Origin of the sequence: Phenylobacterium sp. (genome assembly GCF_041913825.1) — a bacterium.
In the GTDB taxonomy this organism is placed as follows: Bacteria; Pseudomonadota; Alphaproteobacteria; order Caulobacterales; family Caulobacteraceae; genus Phenylobacterium.
In genome coordinates this window covers 70,728-87,309 of sequence record NZ_JAYSEO010000001.1, presented here as the reverse complement: position 1 = coordinate 87,309, position 16,582 = coordinate 70,728, and the positions used below count along the sequence as shown (strand labels likewise).

The window sequence follows — 16,582 nt, the reverse complement described above, 5'->3', positions numbered from 1 at the left end:
GTTCGATCACGGTGCGGCGACGGGACTGCGACGGCGGCATGACGCTCCGCCGTCGGAAGGCGCCTCCTCGGTTCGGCGAGGCTCGGCTGTCATCCAGATTTGCCTTGGACTTCATGGGCTTGTCACCGACTCGGGCGAGACGGACCGCGCCGAAACGAACCCCCGACGGCTTCGGAGCGAAGGCGATGGACCTGGCGATGCTTGCGATGGCGCCGCTTCACGCCGCCGCCTCGATGGCGGTTCCACTGGCTGCGGCGCCCGCTCCGCCCCCCGCCGCCGCGCCGCTCCCGGTGGCGCGGGTCGACGCCCCCCACTCGGCGGAGATCAGCGTCCTGACCTACAATGTGAAGGGCCTGCCCTGGCCGGTCGCGAAGGGCCGCGCCCGCGCCCTGCGCGAGATCGGCGAGGAGCTCGCCGCCATGCGCCGCGAGCGCCGGCAGCCGGACGTGGTGCTGCTGCAGGAGGGCTTCCGCGGCGAGATCGCCGAGCTGGTCGGCGCCAGCGGCTACGCCTACTGGGCCAAGGGCCCGGATCGCGCCGCCCAGCCCGCGGCGGGCGGCGCGCGGCGCAGGCTCGCATCCCTGCGCTACGCCCTGTCCGGCGAGGGGTGGGGCAAGCTCACCGGCGGCGGGCTGCACGTGCTGAGCGACCTGCCGATCCTGGAGGTGAAGGCCGCCGCCTACAGCGCCTGCGCGGGCTTCGACTGCTTGGCCAACAAGGGCGTGATGCTGGTGAGCGTGGCGCTGAACGACGCGCCGGTGGAGATCGACGTCGTCAATACGCACCTGAACTCGCGCCGCGCGGCCAAGGCGCCGGTCGAGCGGACCCTGGCGGCGCACAACCGCCAGATGGAGGAGCTGCTCGCCTTCGTGGCCGACAACGCCGGCGCGGGCCGCCCGCTGCTGGTGGGCGGCGACTTCAACGTCAGGAACGCGCCCGAGCGCTACTATCACAAGGCGTCGGCCCGGCCCTTCCGGGTCGTCAGCGAATACTGCCGCACCACCGACCCCGCCTGCGCCCCGCCCGGCGAGGAGGCCGAGCCCTGGCTGCGGTCGCAGGACCTGCAGGCCTTCGCGAGCCCGTCCGACGTGCAGGTTCGGCCGATCCGGGTGGAGACCGCCTTCGACGGGGCCCGCAGCCCCAGGCTCTCCGATCACGACGGCTATCTGGTGCGTTACCAGCTCACCTGGTCGCCGGCCGAGCGGGCGCAGCCCCAGCCGGCCCGCGGGCTGACCGTGAAGCCGCAGTTCCGCAACCTCGGCGCCCGCGTCTCCTGGACCTACTGAGCCGGACCGCCGACCTCGGGCAGGCGGGCGGCGACCACCTCGCGCACCTGCCGCCGGATACCGAACAGCACACGCCCGGCCGAGCGGTCGAAGGCGATGGCCTGCCCCTCCATGGGAACCTCGATGGTCGCCAGGTGCTGCAGCACCGACCCGCCCCTGGGCAGGGACAGGACATAGGCCTCGGTGTGGTCGTGGCCGGTGACGTAGAGCCGGCCGTCGGGGCCCCAGGCGCCGCCGGAGGTGCTGCGCGGCGCGAACCGGGCGAGGACCGCGTCGGGGAAGCTCCAGGCCTCGAGCCGGCGCCACTGATCGTCGAACTTCAGGAGGGCCGTATAGCGGTGGTCCCGGCCCGGCTCGCCGCCGCGGCCGTCGTAGTTGGCGAACGCCGCCCACCAGGCGCCGTCCTTGCGGTCCACCCAGGTGAGCGAGCCCGGCTGCTCGGGCCCGAGCGCGACGCTGCGCAGGTGGGCCATCCGCACCGGATCGAACACCTCGACCGAGCTGCTCATCGGCAGGGCCGGATAGTTGGAGGCCGCGCAGACCAGCTCCCGGCCGACGACGGCGCACGAATTGAGGTGCGGGAAACGCGCCGGGTCGCCGGACCATTCGGCCACCTTGCGCCCGGTCCGCCGGTCGTACTTGGCGATCACCGAGTTGCCCACGGCGTAGAAGTGGCGCGCGTCCACCGCCACGCCCTGGTTGGCTTCCGGGGCGGGCCAACGGCCGACCGTCTCGGCCTTCAACGCCGGCTGGGCGGAGGCGCCGGACGCCAGGAAGGCCAGCGCGACGGCGAGAAGCGGCCTAAGCACGCTGCAGCCCCGGACGGCCGGCCTCCACGTGGAAGCGGACAATGTCGCGCACCGGCGACTCCGGCACGAGCGCACTGTCGATGGCGCGGAAAGTGACGTCGCAGCCGCCGGGCGTGATCTCCACGCGGCCGTAGCCGCGCCGCTCGCCCTCCGTGAAGGTCAGCCGCGGGTTAGCCTGCATCAGCGCCTGCAGGTCGGCGTTGGTGGCGCCGAGGGAGCTGATCGAGCCGCCCACGAACTCGCTGGCGATCGGCCGCCCCTCCTCCAGGCCCAAGTCGGCGGCGATGAAGCAGTGGATATCCCCGCCCAGCACCACGGGGTTCGGGACCTCGGCGTCGCGCCAGCGCTCCAGGATCCGCCGGCGCGTCTGGGCATAGCCGCCCCAGCCGTCGTTGGAATAGCGCAGGCCCTCCGGCGTCGGGCGCTGGATCTCCCCCATGGCGTACTGCTGGGCGAGCAGGTTCCAGCGGGCTTTGGAGCCGCCGAGCGTGTCCAGCAGCCAGCGCTCCTGCGCGGCGCCGAGCAGCGAGCGGGAAGGGTCCGTCCGTTCCGGGCAGTCGGGGATCAGCTTCTCGTCGGAGAGCACGTCGCAGGTGCGGTGCGGGCGATTCTGGCGCGTGTCGAGAAACTGGAACTGCGCGAGCCGTCCCCAGTCGAGGCTGCGGTGCAGCAGCATCTGGGGCCCCACCGGGATCGACCGGCGGCGGAGCGGCATGTGCTCGAAATAGGCCTGGTAGGCCGCCGCCCGGCGGCGGAGGAACAGCGCCGGGTCACTGTTCGCCCGGTCCTGGTCGCCGCCGTAGTCGTTCTCCACCTCGTGGTCGTCCCAGATGACCATCCAGGGCGCCGCAGCGTGCGCCGCCTTGAGCTTGGGATCGGACTTGTAGGCGCCGTACCGGATACGGTAGCCGCTCAGGTCGGTGGGCTCCGGACCGGGATGCCGGCGCACGCCTTTGTTGGTGGCCGCCTGCTCGTAGATGTAGTCGCCGAGGAAGAGGACCAGGTCCGGGTCGTCGGCCACCAGGTGGTCGTAGGCGCCCCAGAAGCCGGCCTCGTATTTCTGGCAGGAGCCGTAGGCGAGCCGCAGGCGCCGGACGTCCGCGCCGCGGGCGGGCGCCGTCCGGGTGCGGCCGGTCGGGCTGGCGTGGCCGCCGGCGGTGAACCGGTACCAATAGGGCCGGTCGGGTCGCAGGCCGGCGACTTCCACATGCACCGCATGGCCGCCCTCGGCGACCGCGAGCGCGGATCCCGACCGCACGACCCGCCGGAGCTGCTCGTCCTCGGCCACCGTCCAGCGGACCTCCACCGGCGCCGGCGCCATGCCGCCGTCCGGCTGCAGCGGTCGCGGCGCAAGCCGGGTCCAGAGGACCACGCCGTCCGGCTCCGGCTCTCCCGAGGCGACGCCGAGCGCGAACGGGTCCTCCGGCAGGCGGGCTTGGGCGAGCGCCGGGGTCCAGGCCCCGGGCAGGAGGGCCGCGCCCGCCGCGAGGGCGGCGCGCGCGAGCAACTGGCGGCGGATCAGGGTCATGGGCTCACCATCGCGCAGAGACGCCCAGGTAGTAAGTCCGTCCGTAGCGCTCGTAGTTCGTCAGCCAGTCGCGCCGGCCGCCCTGGTATTCGCGCAGCACCTCGTCGTTGAGGTTCTGCAGGTCCACGAAGACCTCGAGGTTGTCGGTCAGGCGGTAGCTCGCCTTGGCGTCCAGCCGCTCGTAATCGTCGTCGTAGGTGTCGGCGTCGTCGTCCGCCCCGAGCCCCTGCACCGCCTTTCCGGTGTGGTGCCACGAGAGCGCCGCTTCCAGGCGACCTGCCTGGTAGAAGAGCTGCGCCCCCCACAGCAGGTCGGACTGGGCCGGGAATGGCAGCTCGCCGCGACCGGGGACCGTCAGGCTGGAGTCGGTCCAGGTGACGTTGGCCGCCGCGCCGAAGCCGCTCCAAAAACCGGGCAGGAAGGTGAACTGCTGCTGGTACTGCAGCTCCAGGCCCTTGATCTCGCCTTCGTCGGCATTGCGCGGCTGGGCGTATTCCAGGCGCGAATAGGTCCGGCCGTCGATGACCACGCCCGAGAGCGTGTCCTCGAAGGTGAAGATCGGATCCTTGATCTTCTTCCAGAATGCGCCTGCCGAGAGCAGGCCGCCCGGCGCGAAGTACCATTCCGCCGAGAGGTCGTAATTGTCCGAGCGGAACGGCTCCAGGTCGACGTTGCCCTCGGCGAGCTCGCCCTCGAAGGTCCCGTCGTTCAGCGCCGTGGAGATCAGGGCGCCGCCCGGCCGGAGCTGCGGGTACTGCGGCCGGCCGAGCGTGCGGGTGTAGGCCGCCCGCAGGACGACGTCCTCGCGCGGCTCGAACCGCAGGTGCAGGTTCGGCAGGAAGCTGGTGTACTCGCCCTCGCGCTCGACCGAGGTCACCGTCGAGCCGGTCAGGCGGAAGCCGGTGACCTCGGTCCTGGTGTGCTCCACGCGCCAGCCGCCGATCACCCGGACCGCGCCGAAGTCCACGTCGGCCATGACGTAGCCGGCGGTCACCCGCTCGCTGAGGTCGTAGTCGTTGAGGGTGTCGTTCGACAGGCTGGTGGCCGTGTTCCGCACAAAGCGCGGGCCGGAGAGGTTCTCGGCCGTGAACTTCCGGATCGCGTCGGCGTCGATCGTGAAACGGTTGAAGTAGGTGTAGTCGCCGAGATCGACCTCCATCACCGGCCCCTGCAGGCCGAAGTCGGCCAGGGTGAAGCGGTTGGGGCCGGCGGCCGCGCGGTCGTACTGGTCGGTGCGGCCGTCGAAGGTCTTGTCGGTGTCGCGCACCTTCAGGCCGAACTTGAGGTAGCTGCCGGCGCCGATCTCGAGGTCGCGGCGGATATCAACCTTGGCGGCGATGTTGGTCTCGTCGCCGCTCTCGTCCTGCACCGTGTGCTGCCGGAAACCCAGCAGCGAGGCCGAGGCGTTGCGGGCCTCGGCCGTGTAGAGCAGCGGGCGCATGTCGAAGTCGACGGTCAGGTTCGCGCTCGTGGCGCGGAACTGCCAGAGCTGGTTCGGCTCCACGAGCTCGTTGTAGCCGTAGGAGAGGTCCCAGGTGGCGAGCCACGGGCCGCGCTCGTGCTCGGCGCCGAGGGAGTAGGAGGAGATGCTCTTCTCCTTGTACTCCAGCCGCAGATCCTGGCGCGCGTCGACGTTGCGCGCCACGCCCGTGGCGCCGTCGGCGTTGAAGGTCAGGTTGGCCGGGTTGGCCGCGAAGTCGAGCCGCCACCGCTGGCGGTACTCGTCCTCAGTGAACCGCGAGTAGAGGCCGCGCAGGTAGAAGCGGTCGGTGTCGTTCGGGCGGAACTCGAGCGTGCCCGCCGCGGCGATCCGCTCGCGCTTGAGGCGGTAGTTGGTGACTTTGAGGTTGGTGGGCAGGCCGCCGCGGGCGACCCCCGGCACGGTGCGCCAGTCGTCCGGATAGAGCCCGTCCGAGCGGTAGTCGCGGGACGAGCCGCTGATCCCCAGCAGCACGCCCCAGCGGCCGTCGCCGGAGACCGCACCTAGCGAGAGGTCGCCCTGCACCGGGGTCTTCTCGTTGAACTCCTGGTAGCCGACCTGGACCGAGCCGCGGGCGACGCGGTCGGCGCCCAGGTCGAAGGGCGATTGGCTGACGAGGTTGATGGTCCCGCCGATGCCCTGGGCGTCGTACTCGGGGGTGACGGCCTTCACCACCTCGATCCGCTTCAGGAGCTGGCCCGAGATCACGTCGAGGGGCAGCGCGCGGCTGTCGCCGTCCGGGTTGCCCACCTCGACGCCGTTCAGGGTCACGTTGTTGAGCTGAGCCGGGGTGCCGCGCACCGAGACGTAGCGGCCCTCGCCCTGGTCGTAGGCGACGCCCACGCCCGGCAGGCGCTCCAGGTTCTCGGCGACGTTCTTGTCGGCCAGGCGGCCGATCTCGTCGGCGGAGATGGCGTCGATGACGCTCACCGACTCCCGCTTGGTCTCGATGGCCCGCTGTTGCGACAGCCGCTGGCCGGTGATGACCAGCTCCTCCACTTCGCCCGAGGCCTGGGCGCTCGCCGCGCCCGCCGAGCCCAGGGCCGCGATCAGGGCGAGACGCCCCACCGCCATCTTGTCGACCTTCATAGAACCCCCGTTGTTTGGCGGGGGTCCTTAGGTCGCGCCCGCGTCAGGCGCGTCACGGTTCCACGACGATCCCGTGACAGCCGCCGGAACGATCAGGGGAGCTGGAGAGCCCGCTTCACCTCGCGCCAGTCCACCAGCTTGAAGTTCTGGCGGGCGCGGCCCGGCGACGGTTGCTCGCCGTCGGTGTCGCTATCGTCCTGGGCGACGAACAGGCCCTCGGCGAAGGGACCGACGGGCCCGCCGTGCGCGGCGACACCATCGGTGCCCGTCACCGGGTCGGCCCCGTTGGCCCCCATCACCGAGAAACGGCCGGCGTAGATAGTCTGCGGCGGGTCGACACGCCATACCGCAAAGGCGCTGTCGCCCTGGCTCGAGGCGATGAGCCAGGTGGCCGCGCCCTCGCGCAGGAGGGTCAGCCCCTCCACGTCCGGCTGCAGCACGTTGGACGGGGCCGCGGCCAGCAGGGTCCCGGTCGCGCCCCCCGCCGGGTCCAGCGGATAGCGCCAGACCCCCTTCGCCTCCTCGCCAATGTAGAGGACGCCGCGCTGGTCGTCCGCGACGCAGCCCTCCGTCTGGCTGGAGAGCCCGAACCGGCGCTGCTCCGTCGCCCGGATGGCGCCGTCGGGCGCGGCCTCCACCCGCACCTGGCGCACCTGTCCGTCCGTGCCGTTGACGACGACCACGAAGGCGTCGCCGAGCCTCGCCATGCACAGGCCGTAGGGCTCCGCGAGATCGAGCGACACGACGCCCCAGGGCCGCACCTCCAGCGTCGCAGGATCCATCAGGTAGAGGGCCGCGCCCAGCCGGCCGCGGTCGCTGGCCGCCACCAGGACTCGGTCGCCATGGGGCGTGGGGAAGTCGCTGCGCAGGTCCACGTTGTTCAGCTTGCCCTCGGGCAGGAAGGCGCGGACGCGTCCGTCGAGGCCGTACACGTAGAGGCCCGCCTGTTTGTCGGTGCCGAAGATCACCGCCCGGGAGGGATCGCGCGGATCGACCCAGATCTCAGGATCGTCGGCGGCGTCGGCGTTTGTGGTGGCGACCGCCTGGGTCTCGCCGGCGGCGGGGACGGGCGTACCGACGCCGGCCAGCATCTTGCCGGAGTCGGACTGCGCCTCGGGGTCCAGATGCGCGCAGGAACTCGCAAGCAGAGCGGCCGCGACAACTGACGCAAAACTGTAACAAAACCGCAAAGGAAACATCACTGGCCCCCCGACGACAGCAAAAGCTAATTCCCGGCGGCATTTCCACAGTCCAGGCCGCACGTCAACACGGCTGGATTGCGATCGGGGGATATGGAGATCATGAAGAAGTCCACGCTGTTCGCGCTGACGGCGATCGCTCCCGTGCTGCTCGCCACTGAAGGCCACGCCCAGGAGTCGAGCCTGGCCGTCGCCGCCGCGCCGGCCACGGTCGAGGAGCTGGTGGTGTCCGGCGAGATCGTGTTCCGCAATCGCACCGAGGACGCGGTCCCGACACTCTCCTACGACCTCGAGTACTTCCAGCGGTTCGAGCCGCTGACCGCCGGCGACGCCATGAAGCGGGTGCCCAGCGTCGCCTTCCTGTCGGACGTGCTGGAGTCGGACGGCGCGCGCCTGCGCGGCCTCGATCCCGGCTACACCCAGATCCTGATCAACGGCGAGCGGGTGCCAGGCGCCGGCGTCGACCGCTCCTTCTTCGTGGACCGCATCCCCGCGGAGCTGATCGAGCGGGTGGAGGTGGTGCGTTCCAGCTCGGCCAACCGTAGCGGCGACGCCGTGGCCGGCGCGCTGAACATCGTGCTGCGCAACGGCTACTCGCTGGAGGGCGGCTATCTCCGCGCCGGCGGCATCCTGCTGGACGACGGGCGGGTGCGCGAGACGGTCGGCGGGGTCTATGCGGGCCAGGTCGGCCCCGGCCGGCTGCTGGTCGGCGCCAACGTCCAGGGCCGCCGGAACCCGAAGCGCAAGGAGAGCCTGCGCTACGACGAGCCGGGCGGCGAGTTGCAGGACGTCGAGCTGCAGACCGACACGCGCAACGGCACCGACTATTCGGCCAACGCCAGCTACGATCTGGAGTTCGAGGGCGGCGCCCTGCAGCTCTCCGGGTACATCATCCGCACCGACCGTCGCGAGGATGAGGACTCCATCGAGTACGCCGGCGGCCGGATCCGGTCCGAGGACCTGCTGACGCTGAACGACAACAACGTCGACATCGTCACCGACAACTGGACGCTCGGCGCGAAGTACGACCGCGAGATGCTGGGCGGCCGCTTCAAGCTGCGCCTGGGCTATGCGGCGATCGAGGACAAGCAGGACGAGATCGAGGAGGAATACGAGTACCTCCGCGACACGCGCCCCTATCCCGAGGACGACCGGTTCACCGGCGACCTCACCTTCCTGCGGCTGAAGGACACGGAATTCAGCGCCCAGGTGGCGCAGAGCTTCCCGCTCGGCGGCGCCGAGCTCGAGGTCGGCCTCCAGTACGTGGACAAGGACCGCGACACCGACATCACCACCGACCGCAATCGCATCACCATCCCGAACCCGCCCGCGGCGCGGCCGGGCATCCCCGGCCCCTATGGCCCCTTCCTGCCGGTCGCCGGCGGGGTCAGCGCCATCGAGGAGCGGCGGCTCGACCCCTATGTCATGCTGTCGGGCAAGTCCGAGCGGCTGAGCTGGGAGGCCGGCCTGCGCTACGAGACCACCGAGACCAGGATCACCGACGAGACGGCCGACCCGGCGGACCGCGTGCGCGAGACCGACGAGGCCATCCTGCTGCCCTCCGCGCACCTCCGTTACAGCCTCACCGAACAGGACCGGTTGAGCGTGTCGGTGGCGCGCACCATCCGCCGCCCGAGTTTCAACCAGCTCTCGCCGGCCCTGCTCGAGGCCGAACTGGGCGACAACGACTTCATCGGCAATCCGGAACTGGAGCCGGAGACCGCCTGGGGCCTCGATGTGGGCCTGGAGCATCGCATCGGCCGCCGCGGGGTGGCCGGCGTGAACGTCTTCTACCGCGCGGTCGACAACCTCGTGGAAGTGGCCAACACCGGCGAGGAAGGCAGCGAGGGCGAAGGGACCTTCGTCTTCACGCCGCAGAACACGGGCGACGGCAAGGTCTGGGGGATCGAGTTCGACCTGTCGACGCCGCTCACCTTCGCCGGCCTGGAGAACACCGGCGTGTTCCTCAACTACTCCTGGCTCGACAGCGAGATCGACGACGCCTTCGGCCAGCGCCGTTTCAACGACCAAGCCAAGTACGTGCTGAACGTCGGCTTCATCCAGGACCTGCCGGTCTGGAAGGCGGCGTTCGGCGCCACCTACCGCAAGCAGGGCGACGCGTTCGGGCGGGTGATCGGCGAAGAGGTGGAGACCTCCTACGGCGCTGACCTGGAGGTGTTCGTCGAGAAGCGGTTCGGCGACCGCTTCGTCCTGCGCCTCACGGGCTCGAACCTGCTGGACTCGTCCAAGGACGAGGTCTTCCACAAGTTCACCACGCTCGAGGACCAGGTCGACCGGTCCTACGACGAGTACGAGCTCGAGAGCGAGAAGGCCGGCCCGGTCTTCCAGCTCGTCGGCCGGATGACCTTCTAGGCCTCAGGGCTCAGCGGGCGCTGACGAGCTGCTTCAGCTTGCGGGCTTCCGCGCGGCTCATGCAACGGGGCGCGCTCCAGGTCTCGGCCTTGGCGGCGGCCTCGGCGGTGACGAACTCGGCGGAGCCGAACTCGCGGGCGAAACCGCGCCGGGTCTCCGCCGAGCCGTCGCAGATGTACACTTCGCGCGGAGCCTTGGCGGTGTCCGCCTGGGCCAGAGCCTCCTTGCCATGAGCCTGGGCGCTGGCGGCCCTGCCGGGCGACTGGGCCAGGGCCGGGGCAGCCCCGAAAGCCACGACGGCGGCGATGCAGAGCATCGTGCGCATCTGGTTTCTCCTCTCGTCGGCGGTCTCTCGGCCGCCGTTACGGGGAGCTTGAGCGCCGCCACCGCCTTTCGCAACAATCTTGTGACAAACGCACGACGTCGCATAACACGTTATCCGACAGCGGCGTGTTTCGTCGTCGAACTCTCATCCAAGCTTCACCGGCCTGTCGCACTGGGCGCCGATAGTGCCGCCGGATCGGGAAGCGGGGCCGCCCACGGCTGCGCGGGCGGAGCGGGGTTCTGCTAGAGTTGCGATACGGCATCGTTCGAGAAGTCGCGGGCATGCCGCCGCCGGTCGCGCAGAGGCGCCTCCTCGAGGCCGCTCAGTGCGACCTTGTGCTGGAAGAGGGTCCGCCCACGCCCGAGGCCCAGCGCCGGCTGGCCCGACTGCTGTCGGGCCTGAAGGTGGGCGACGAGGTCCTGGTCCACAGCCTGGACGCCTTCCAGCGGACCACGGGCGAGCTCGCGCAACTCATCCGCACCTTCCTGGAGCTGGGCGTGAGCCTGCGCATCGTCAGCGCCGCCGACGAGGTGGAGACCCTGCCGCCGGCCGAGAACGTACGCAAGGTGCTGGCCCTGCTCGCCGATCACGAGGCGCGCCGGCCTACCCGCCTGCCGCCGGGCTCGGCCTCCAGCCGCAACGCCGGCAGCCGCAAGCCACTCTCGAAATACCAGGTGGAATACGCCCGCAAGCTCCACCGCGAGGGGACCTCGCTCCGCTCGATCAGCCTGCTCTTCCAGGTCTCGCCCAACGAGGTCTGGGAAGCCATCGGCGACTAGATGCCGCCCGCCCCAGGCCCGTTGGGCTGGGCCGCGCTCGCGCTGGGCGTGGCGCTCGGACCGGTCCTCGCCGCGCTCTCCGTGCGCCTGCCCGGGGGCACCGAAGCCTCTCCGGGGCCGGGCCGGATCGCCCTCTTCACCCTCGCCTGCCCGGCGCTCGCCGCCTGGTCCCTGGCGGCGCATCCGGGCGCCGGCGGCGTGCTGGGTGCGCTGCTCGCCTGGCAGCTCCTGCTGCTGGCCGTCCTCGATGCCGAGCATTTCTGGCTGCCGCGCCTGCTCACCGTCCCGCTGGCGGTGACCGGGCTGCTCGCCGCCGCCCCCCTGGGGCCTGAGGCTCTGCAGGCGCGCGCGATCGGCGCGGCGGCCGGCTTCGCGGCGCTCGGTCTGCTCGCCCTGGGTTACCGGCGGCTACGTGGCCGCGAGGGTCTCGGCGGCGGCGACGCCTACCTGCTGGCCGGCGGCGGCGCCTGGGCGGGCTGGACGGGGCTTCCGACGATCCTGGTGATCTCGGCGGCGGCGGGCCTCGCCGCGGTGGCGGCCCTAGCCGTCGTCGGCCGGCGGCCGAGCGGAGCCCAGCCGCTGCCGTTCGGCGTCGCCCTCGCGGCAGGCGCCTGGCTGACGTTCCTCTACGGCCCGCTCGGCGGCTAAGCCCCGGAGAGCCGGCCGCGGTCCGTCCGCGCGAAGCCGTCCAGGCCACGCGCGAAGCCCGCCGCGGCGGCGGCGGCCTGCACCACCGGATCGGTGGCCCGGAGCCGAGTGTCGAGCTGGTAGCGGCCTGCTGCGTCGATGCGCAGCACCGCGTCCACCGCCGCGCCGCCGGACTGGCCGGCCAGCGGGACCACCAGGACGCCACCCTGGCAGCTCGCCCGGCCACCGAGCTGCAGGCCAGCGAGCGGCGCGCCGGAGAGCGTCACCTCGCGCAGCCGCACCTCGCCACCGGCCCGGCGACAGCCGTCGCGCCGAAACTCGGCCTCGAAGCTGCGGAAGTGCGCCCGGCCGCCGATCGGCAGGCCGCCGGCGACCCGCTCCAGGCTCAGCTCTGCGTCCACCCCGCGGAGCGACAGCCCGCCGGCGCTTCCGCCGACCACCCCGCGCCCGCGCAGCTCACCGTCCGCCGCAAGGCGCAGCCCGCCGCCGACGACGTCGAGCCCGGCCCGGGCGTCGCCCAGGCGCAGGCCGCGGAAGCGGGCGTCGATCAGGGACCCGCCCCAGACGGCGCCCTCCACCGCGCGGGCCGAGAGGCCGGCCTGGTCGGCGTCCATCCAGCCCAGCGCTATGCGGAGCGGCAGCATCGCCGCGGCCGCGAGGATGAAGGCCACGCCGAAGATCGGCAGCACGCGGCCCATCAGTCCGCCCCGCCGAAGGTGGCGTCCACCGACAGCGCGCCCTGGTCGTCCTTGATTACCGTAAGGTGGCGCGCGGTGACCCCGTACTCCGTCTGCAGGGCGGCGAGCCACGGGAAGACCCGGGCCGGGGCGACCCCCTGCACCGCCACCTGCACCCCGCCGGCCGGATCGGGCTCGACGCGGGCCAACGTGAGGCCCGCGGCCCGGGCCGCTGCGTTGACCGCCTCCGCCGTCGGCAGGGTCGGGCGCGGGGCCCCGGTCGGGGTGGCGCGGACAGCGGCGGCGGCCTGCGCCACCACCGCCGCGTCGCGGACGGCGCGCTCATAGCGACGCTCCGCCGCCACCCGCGCCTGCTCCAGCGGCCGCCAGACCCCAAACCAGAGGCCGAAGAGGAGGACCCCCGCCGCCATTACCGCCAGCAGCCCCTGCTCGCGCCGGGTGCGCGCCTCGAACCATGCCCTCATGACCGGGCTCCCACGATGACGTCGGTGACGATGCGGCCGCCCTCCTCGCGGGTGGCCCCTTCCCGGAGCGCCATGCCGGCCCGCGCCAGGGCGCCTCGCAGCACCTCCACGTCGGAGTAGTTGGTGTGGCTGACCGTGGCGCGGAGCGCGCCGTCCGGAGATACGATCAGGCTTTCCGCCTGCGCCTGGTCGATTTCGGACAGCGCCGCGAACAGCCGGGCCGCTAGACCGGCCGGCCCACCGCCGGCGGCGAGCTGCGCCCGCTGCAAGGCGGCCTGGGCCTGCACGGCGGGATCGTTCACCGCCGCGCCCTTCGGCAGGATCCCGGCCACCGTGCGGGCCGCCTCCTGCTCCAGCCGGCCGGCCGCGAGATTCAGCCGGACGGTCCCGGCGGCGTCGATGATCAGCGGACTCGCCAGAAGGACGCCGGCCAGGATCCCGGCGCGGACCAGATCTCGCCGGGCCGGCCGGCTCGTATCCGCAGCGGCGAAGGCGCCTTGCCGCAGATCGAGGCCGGCGAGCGATGCGCCCGCCGCCAGCCGCCGCTCGGCCGCCTCGCCCTCCTCCACCGGCGGCATCGGATCCAGCAGGGCGGGCGCGAGCTCCGGCTCGCAGGTGAAGGCGAGCCGACGGCCGCGCACGACCACCAGGTCTCCCCACCGCACGGCGACAGGCGCCTCGCCCTCGGGCTCCGCGACCATCAGGTGGTCGGGGACCACATGGTCGAGCGCCAGCCCGTAGGTGCGGGCGAGGTCCAGCCAGCCGCGCAGCCGCGGCTCGGTCACCGCGGCCACCAGGCGATGGCCGTCCTCCTCCAGCGCCCCGACAGCCAAGTGCAGCGGCTCGTCGGCCAGCGCCGTCTCGCCCTCGAGCATGAGGGCGGCGGCGGCGCGCGCCTGGGCGTCGGACCGGGTCGGCAGGTGCAGCCAGCGCGCGGTGACCTCCACGCCGGGCACCACCAGCACCACGTCGGTGGCGGGATCGGGCGGTCCGGCCTGCACCGGCTGCTCGCCGCGGCCGACCACGTCGCCGAACGGATCCACGAGCAGGTAAGTCGGGGCGCGCTGCGGATCCTGCGGCGCGAAGACCAGGCAGATGCGTCTCATTCCTCGGGCCCCCAGCGGCGGGCGACCACCCGCACGCGACCGGCGGCGTCGCGGGCGAGCAGGCTGGTGGCGACGGCTTCGGCGTCTCCAAGGGTCACCTCGGTTTCCAGGCGAAACCAGGACGAGGTGTCGGTGAGCTGGCCGCTGGCCTCGGCCGGCAGGGCGGCGGCGATGACCGCCGGCAAGGCCAGGAAGTCGCTCCGCGTCCAGCCCTGAGGCGGGCGGGCGGCGATCAGTCGCCGCGCCGCCTCCGGCGGCAGGGGTTCGGGGGCGAGCATGCCGATCAGCACGGCCTTCTCCTCGGGGATGGTGTTGATGTTGAGCGGCGACAGTTGCGCGGCCGGCAGGGCGCAGACGAAGGGGCGCAGCCGCCGGTAGACCTCGGGCGTGAAACCGCGGACCGCGCGAAGCTCGCTGGGCTCGGCCAGCAAGGCGCCGGACGTAAGATAGCCACCGTCCGCGCTGCCGTAAGACTCGTCCTCCGCTCCGGACGCTTCACGCAGCGGATCGCTGTCGATCCAGTCGACGAGCGCGGCCGCGAGCATCTCACCCTCCCGCCGGCGAAGGCCCAGGGCGGACGCGAGGTTGACGAACTGCCGAACACCTTCGTCATTTCGCCGGTATGCGTCGGGCGCGCCGGCCACCACGCTGTTCAGGTTGAAGCAGGCCGCGCCGTCGTCGATGCGGGCTCGGATCAGGCCGCCCTCGACGGGGAAGCTCGCGCCGCGGCCGCTCCACGCGCCCGCCACAGATCCGCTGGCGGCCAGCCGCGCCACCTGCGCGCGGGCGAGCTGTTCGGCGCCCATGGCGTACCACCGCGCCTGGCCCACGGCCTCGGCGTTCGCCGTCCGGCGGATGGAGAACCGGATCTCCTCCAGCACGCCGGCCGCGAGCGTGGCCATCACGGCCACCAGCAGCAGGACGGTGAGCAACGCCACCCCGCGCTCGTCGTCGGCCCGGCTCATGCGCCCTCCCCCGACACGACGAAGAGCTGCGTGAGTTGGCCGTAGTCGTCGAGCGCCAGGTCGAGGCGCAGCGCCTGCGGCAGCGGCTGGTGCGTCCCGTTCGGCGTGGTCTCGATCCACTGGCCGCCGACGAGGAAGGCGACGCGCGCCTCGCGCACGCCGGTGAGCAGGACCTGCGGAGGGCGCCAGGCGGCGCCATCCAGCGCCCAGCGGGTGCGCCGCTCCAGCCGACCCTCCGTCAGCCGGTATTCCACGGCCTGCAGTGACGCGCGGGGCGCGCCGTCGGGATTGTCCCAGCCCCGCCGGACGAGCTGCAGCACGGGCCCGCCCACCGCCTGCTCGCCGCCCCGGAGGTTGCGCACCGCCGGGCGGCCGTCCTCGCCCCGGGTGCGTCGGGCGGCGGCCTGGGCGAGGTCGGCTTTCAGCGCCTGGCGCGCCCGCTGGATCTCGCCCAGCCGGTGGCTGCGCGCCCGGACGACCTGCTGGTTGTCCATGCTGAAGCTGAGCACGCTCACGCCTGCGGCCGAGACCAGGCCGAAGATCAGCAGCGCCACCATCATCTCGACCAGGGTAAAGCCCTTCACGGCGTCCCCCGGAAGACGGTGACCTCGCCCGCGGTGCGCCCCGCGGGACCGGCCACACGGACGTCGATGCGCAGGACCGCGGGATCGGCCGTCCGGCCCACCGTGCGCACCCAGCGCCAGGATTGCCCGCCGGCCGCCTCGACTCCCGCCTCGCGACCGAGCGCGGGGGGCGCGGCGGCGGTCAGGGCTTCTACCGCCCGGTTCTCGGCGACGACGCCGGCGAAGAGCCGGCTCTCCACCGCCCCGGCCTGGCGGGTGTTCTCGCCGGCCAGGTTGAGGAGGGCGAGAGCGCCCAGACTGAGCACCGCCAGCGCCACCAGCATCTCCAGCAGGGTGAAGCCCTGGTCAGCCCGCGCGGTCATCGACCCTCACCTCGCCCTGGGCGTCGACGCTCAGCCGCACCGCGCCGCGGCGGTTGGCCAGCCGCACGGTCGCGGGATCGGCGCCGCCGGTGGAGTCGAAGCGCACGGCGCTCCGCCCCTCGGCGCTCTCCACCGCCACCTGCAACCCCTCCGGCCAGGCTTTCCGCGCGAACGGGCCGTCGTCCAGGGGGACCCACACACCGCGCCGCTGTTCGCGGAAGGCGTAGCCCTCTGCGTCGATGACCATCTCGACGGGCCGGTTGGCCGTGAGCGCGGCTTCGCGGGCATGCGCCAGGCGACCCGCCAGCCGCTCCGCCTCGTCGGCGAGACGCGGGCCGGGGTCCGGCACGGTCAGCAGCACGGCCGACGTCAGCAGCGCCATTACCAGCAGGGCCACCATCACCTCGACGAGGGTGAAACCACGCTCGGCGGGCGCCCTAGAGGGTCCAGTTGCCGATGTCGGCCTCATCGCCCTCTCCGCCCTTCTGGCCGTCGGCGCCCATGGAATAGACGTCGAAGCGGCCGTTCTCGCCCGGATAGCGGTACTGGTAGGCGTTGCCCCAGGGGTCCTTCGGCAGCCGCCGCACGTAGCCGCCTTCGCGGTAGCGGTCCGGCCGCGCCAGGCCGGGCGGCGGGCTGACCAGCGCCGACAGCCCCTGCTCGGTCGTCGGGAAGGACAGGTTCTCCAGCCGGTAGCTCTCCACCGCCTGCTCCAGCACCGCCACGTCGGCGCGCGCCTTCTCCTTCATGGCCCGGTCCTGGCTCGGCAGGACGTTGATCATCACCACCGTGGCCAAGAGGCCGATGATGACGATGACGACCATCACTTCGATCAGGGTGAAGCCGGCTTCGGCGCGGGCGTGGCGGTGGGCTCGGATTTCGGTCAT

17 protein-coding genes are annotated in these 16,582 nt (G+C 72.5%); 4 read left to right on the top strand and 13 right to left on the bottom strand.

The features are described 5' to 3' along the window. The first annotated feature begins 185 nt into the window (after positions 1 to 185). Positions 186 to 1,286, top strand: coding sequence for an endonuclease/exonuclease/phosphatase family protein (locus ACE3Q8_RS00435; RefSeq protein WP_374467873.1), 1,101 nt, complete (start codon positions 186 to 188; stop codon positions 1,284 to 1,286). On the opposite strand, the gene ACE3Q8_RS00430 is transcribed toward ACE3Q8_RS00435, so the two are convergent. From ACE3Q8_RS00430 to ACE3Q8_RS00415, 4 genes are all read right to left on the bottom strand, one after another. Continuing rightward, positions 1,280 to 2,095, bottom strand: coding sequence for a hypothetical protein (locus tag ACE3Q8_RS00430; RefSeq protein ID WP_374467872.1), 816 nt, complete (start codon positions 2,093 to 2,095; stop codon positions 1,280 to 1,282). The genes ACE3Q8_RS00435 and ACE3Q8_RS00430 overlap by 7 nt on opposite strands. Then, positions 2,088 to 3,623 (bottom strand): alkaline phosphatase, encoded by a 1,536-nt coding sequence (locus ACE3Q8_RS00425; protein WP_374467871.1) that lies wholly within the window; start codon positions 3,621 to 3,623, stop codon positions 2,088 to 2,090. Before ACE3Q8_RS00425 ends, ACE3Q8_RS00430 begins: the two co-directional genes overlap by 8 nt. 4 nt (positions 3,624 to 3,627) lie before the next feature. Beyond that, positions 3,628 to 6,192: a TonB-dependent receptor gene (locus ACE3Q8_RS00420; RefSeq protein ID WP_374467869.1), complete on the bottom strand. Its 2,565-nt coding sequence runs from the start codon at positions 6,190 to 6,192 to the stop codon at positions 3,628 to 3,630. Between the two features lie 92 nt (positions 6,193 to 6,284). After that, a complete protein-coding gene (locus tag ACE3Q8_RS00415) occupies positions 6,285 to 7,391 on the bottom strand; it encodes a phytase (protein ID WP_374467867.1) in 1,107 nt (368 codons plus the stop codon). Between the two features lie 102 nt (positions 7,392 to 7,493). Between ACE3Q8_RS00415 and ACE3Q8_RS00410 the strand changes: the two genes are divergently transcribed. Continuing rightward, the gene (locus ACE3Q8_RS00410) at positions 7,494 to 9,764 is read left to right on the top strand and encodes a TonB-dependent receptor plug domain-containing protein (RefSeq protein WP_374467865.1); all 2,271 of its coding nucleotides are present in this window, start codon (positions 7,494 to 7,496) and stop codon (positions 9,762 to 9,764) included. A gap of 10 nt (positions 9,765 to 9,774) precedes the next feature. On the opposite strand, the gene ACE3Q8_RS00405 is transcribed toward ACE3Q8_RS00410, so the two are convergent. Then, positions 9,775 to 10,089: a hypothetical protein gene (locus ACE3Q8_RS00405; RefSeq protein WP_374467863.1), complete on the bottom strand. Its 315-nt coding sequence runs from the start codon at positions 10,087 to 10,089 to the stop codon at positions 9,775 to 9,777. A 281-nt stretch (positions 10,090 to 10,370) separates the two neighbouring features. On the opposite strand from ACE3Q8_RS00405, the gene ACE3Q8_RS00400 reads away from it, so the two are divergent. Together ACE3Q8_RS00400 and ACE3Q8_RS00395 are read left to right on the top strand one after the other, a co-directional pair. Then, on the top strand, positions 10,371 to 10,868 hold the full coding sequence (locus ACE3Q8_RS00400; RefSeq protein ID WP_374467862.1) for a recombinase family protein: 498 nt from the start codon (positions 10,371 to 10,373) through the stop codon (positions 10,866 to 10,868). After that, complete coding sequence (locus ACE3Q8_RS00395) at positions 10,869 to 11,516, top strand: prepilin peptidase (protein WP_374467859.1); 648 nt, start codon at positions 10,869 to 10,871, stop codon at positions 11,514 to 11,516. It abuts the gene before it with no gap. Here the strand turns inward: ACE3Q8_RS00395 and gspN are convergent. The 8 genes from gspN to gspG are packed head-to-tail and all read right to left on the bottom strand — an operon-like array spanning position 11,513 to position 16,582. Next, entirely contained in the window at positions 11,513 to 12,214 is a 702-nt protein-coding gene (gene gspN / locus ACE3Q8_RS00390; RefSeq protein ID WP_374467857.1) for a type II secretion system protein N, read from the bottom strand. The two genes, ACE3Q8_RS00395 and gspN, sit on opposite strands and share 4 nt — an antisense overlap. Next, positions 12,214 to 12,678 (bottom strand): type II secretion system protein GspM, encoded by a 465-nt coding sequence (gene gspM, locus ACE3Q8_RS00385; protein WP_374467855.1) that lies wholly within the window; start codon positions 12,676 to 12,678, stop codon positions 12,214 to 12,216. Before gspM ends, gspN begins: the two co-directional genes overlap by 1 nt. Beyond that, positions 12,675 to 13,784, bottom strand: coding sequence for a type II secretion system protein GspL (gspL, locus tag ACE3Q8_RS00380; RefSeq protein ID WP_374467853.1), 1,110 nt, complete (start codon positions 13,782 to 13,784; stop codon positions 12,675 to 12,677). Before gspL ends, gspM begins: the two co-directional genes overlap by 4 nt. Beyond that, the gene (gene gspK / locus ACE3Q8_RS00375; RefSeq protein WP_374467851.1) at positions 13,781 to 14,749 is read right to left on the bottom strand and encodes a type II secretion system minor pseudopilin GspK; all 969 of its coding nucleotides are present in this window, start codon (positions 14,747 to 14,749) and stop codon (positions 13,781 to 13,783) included. The genes gspL and gspK overlap by 4 nt, the downstream gene beginning before the upstream one ends. After that, a complete protein-coding gene (gene gspJ / locus ACE3Q8_RS00370) occupies positions 14,746 to 15,333 on the bottom strand; it encodes a type II secretion system minor pseudopilin GspJ (protein WP_374467849.1) in 588 nt (195 codons plus the stop codon). The genes gspK and gspJ overlap by 4 nt, the downstream gene beginning before the upstream one ends. Then, complete coding sequence (gspI, locus tag ACE3Q8_RS00365; RefSeq protein WP_374467847.1) at positions 15,330 to 15,695, bottom strand: type II secretion system minor pseudopilin GspI; 366 nt, start codon at positions 15,693 to 15,695, stop codon at positions 15,330 to 15,332. Before gspI ends, gspJ begins: the two co-directional genes overlap by 4 nt. Further along, entirely contained in the window at positions 15,679 to 16,164 is a 486-nt protein-coding gene (locus tag ACE3Q8_RS00360) for a GspH/FimT family pseudopilin (protein WP_374467846.1), read from the bottom strand. The genes gspI and ACE3Q8_RS00360 overlap by 17 nt, the downstream gene beginning before the upstream one ends. Beyond that, entirely contained in the window at positions 16,133 to 16,582 is a 450-nt protein-coding gene (gene gspG, locus ACE3Q8_RS00355) for a type II secretion system major pseudopilin GspG (protein WP_374467844.1), read from the bottom strand. The genes ACE3Q8_RS00360 and gspG overlap by 32 nt, the downstream gene beginning before the upstream one ends.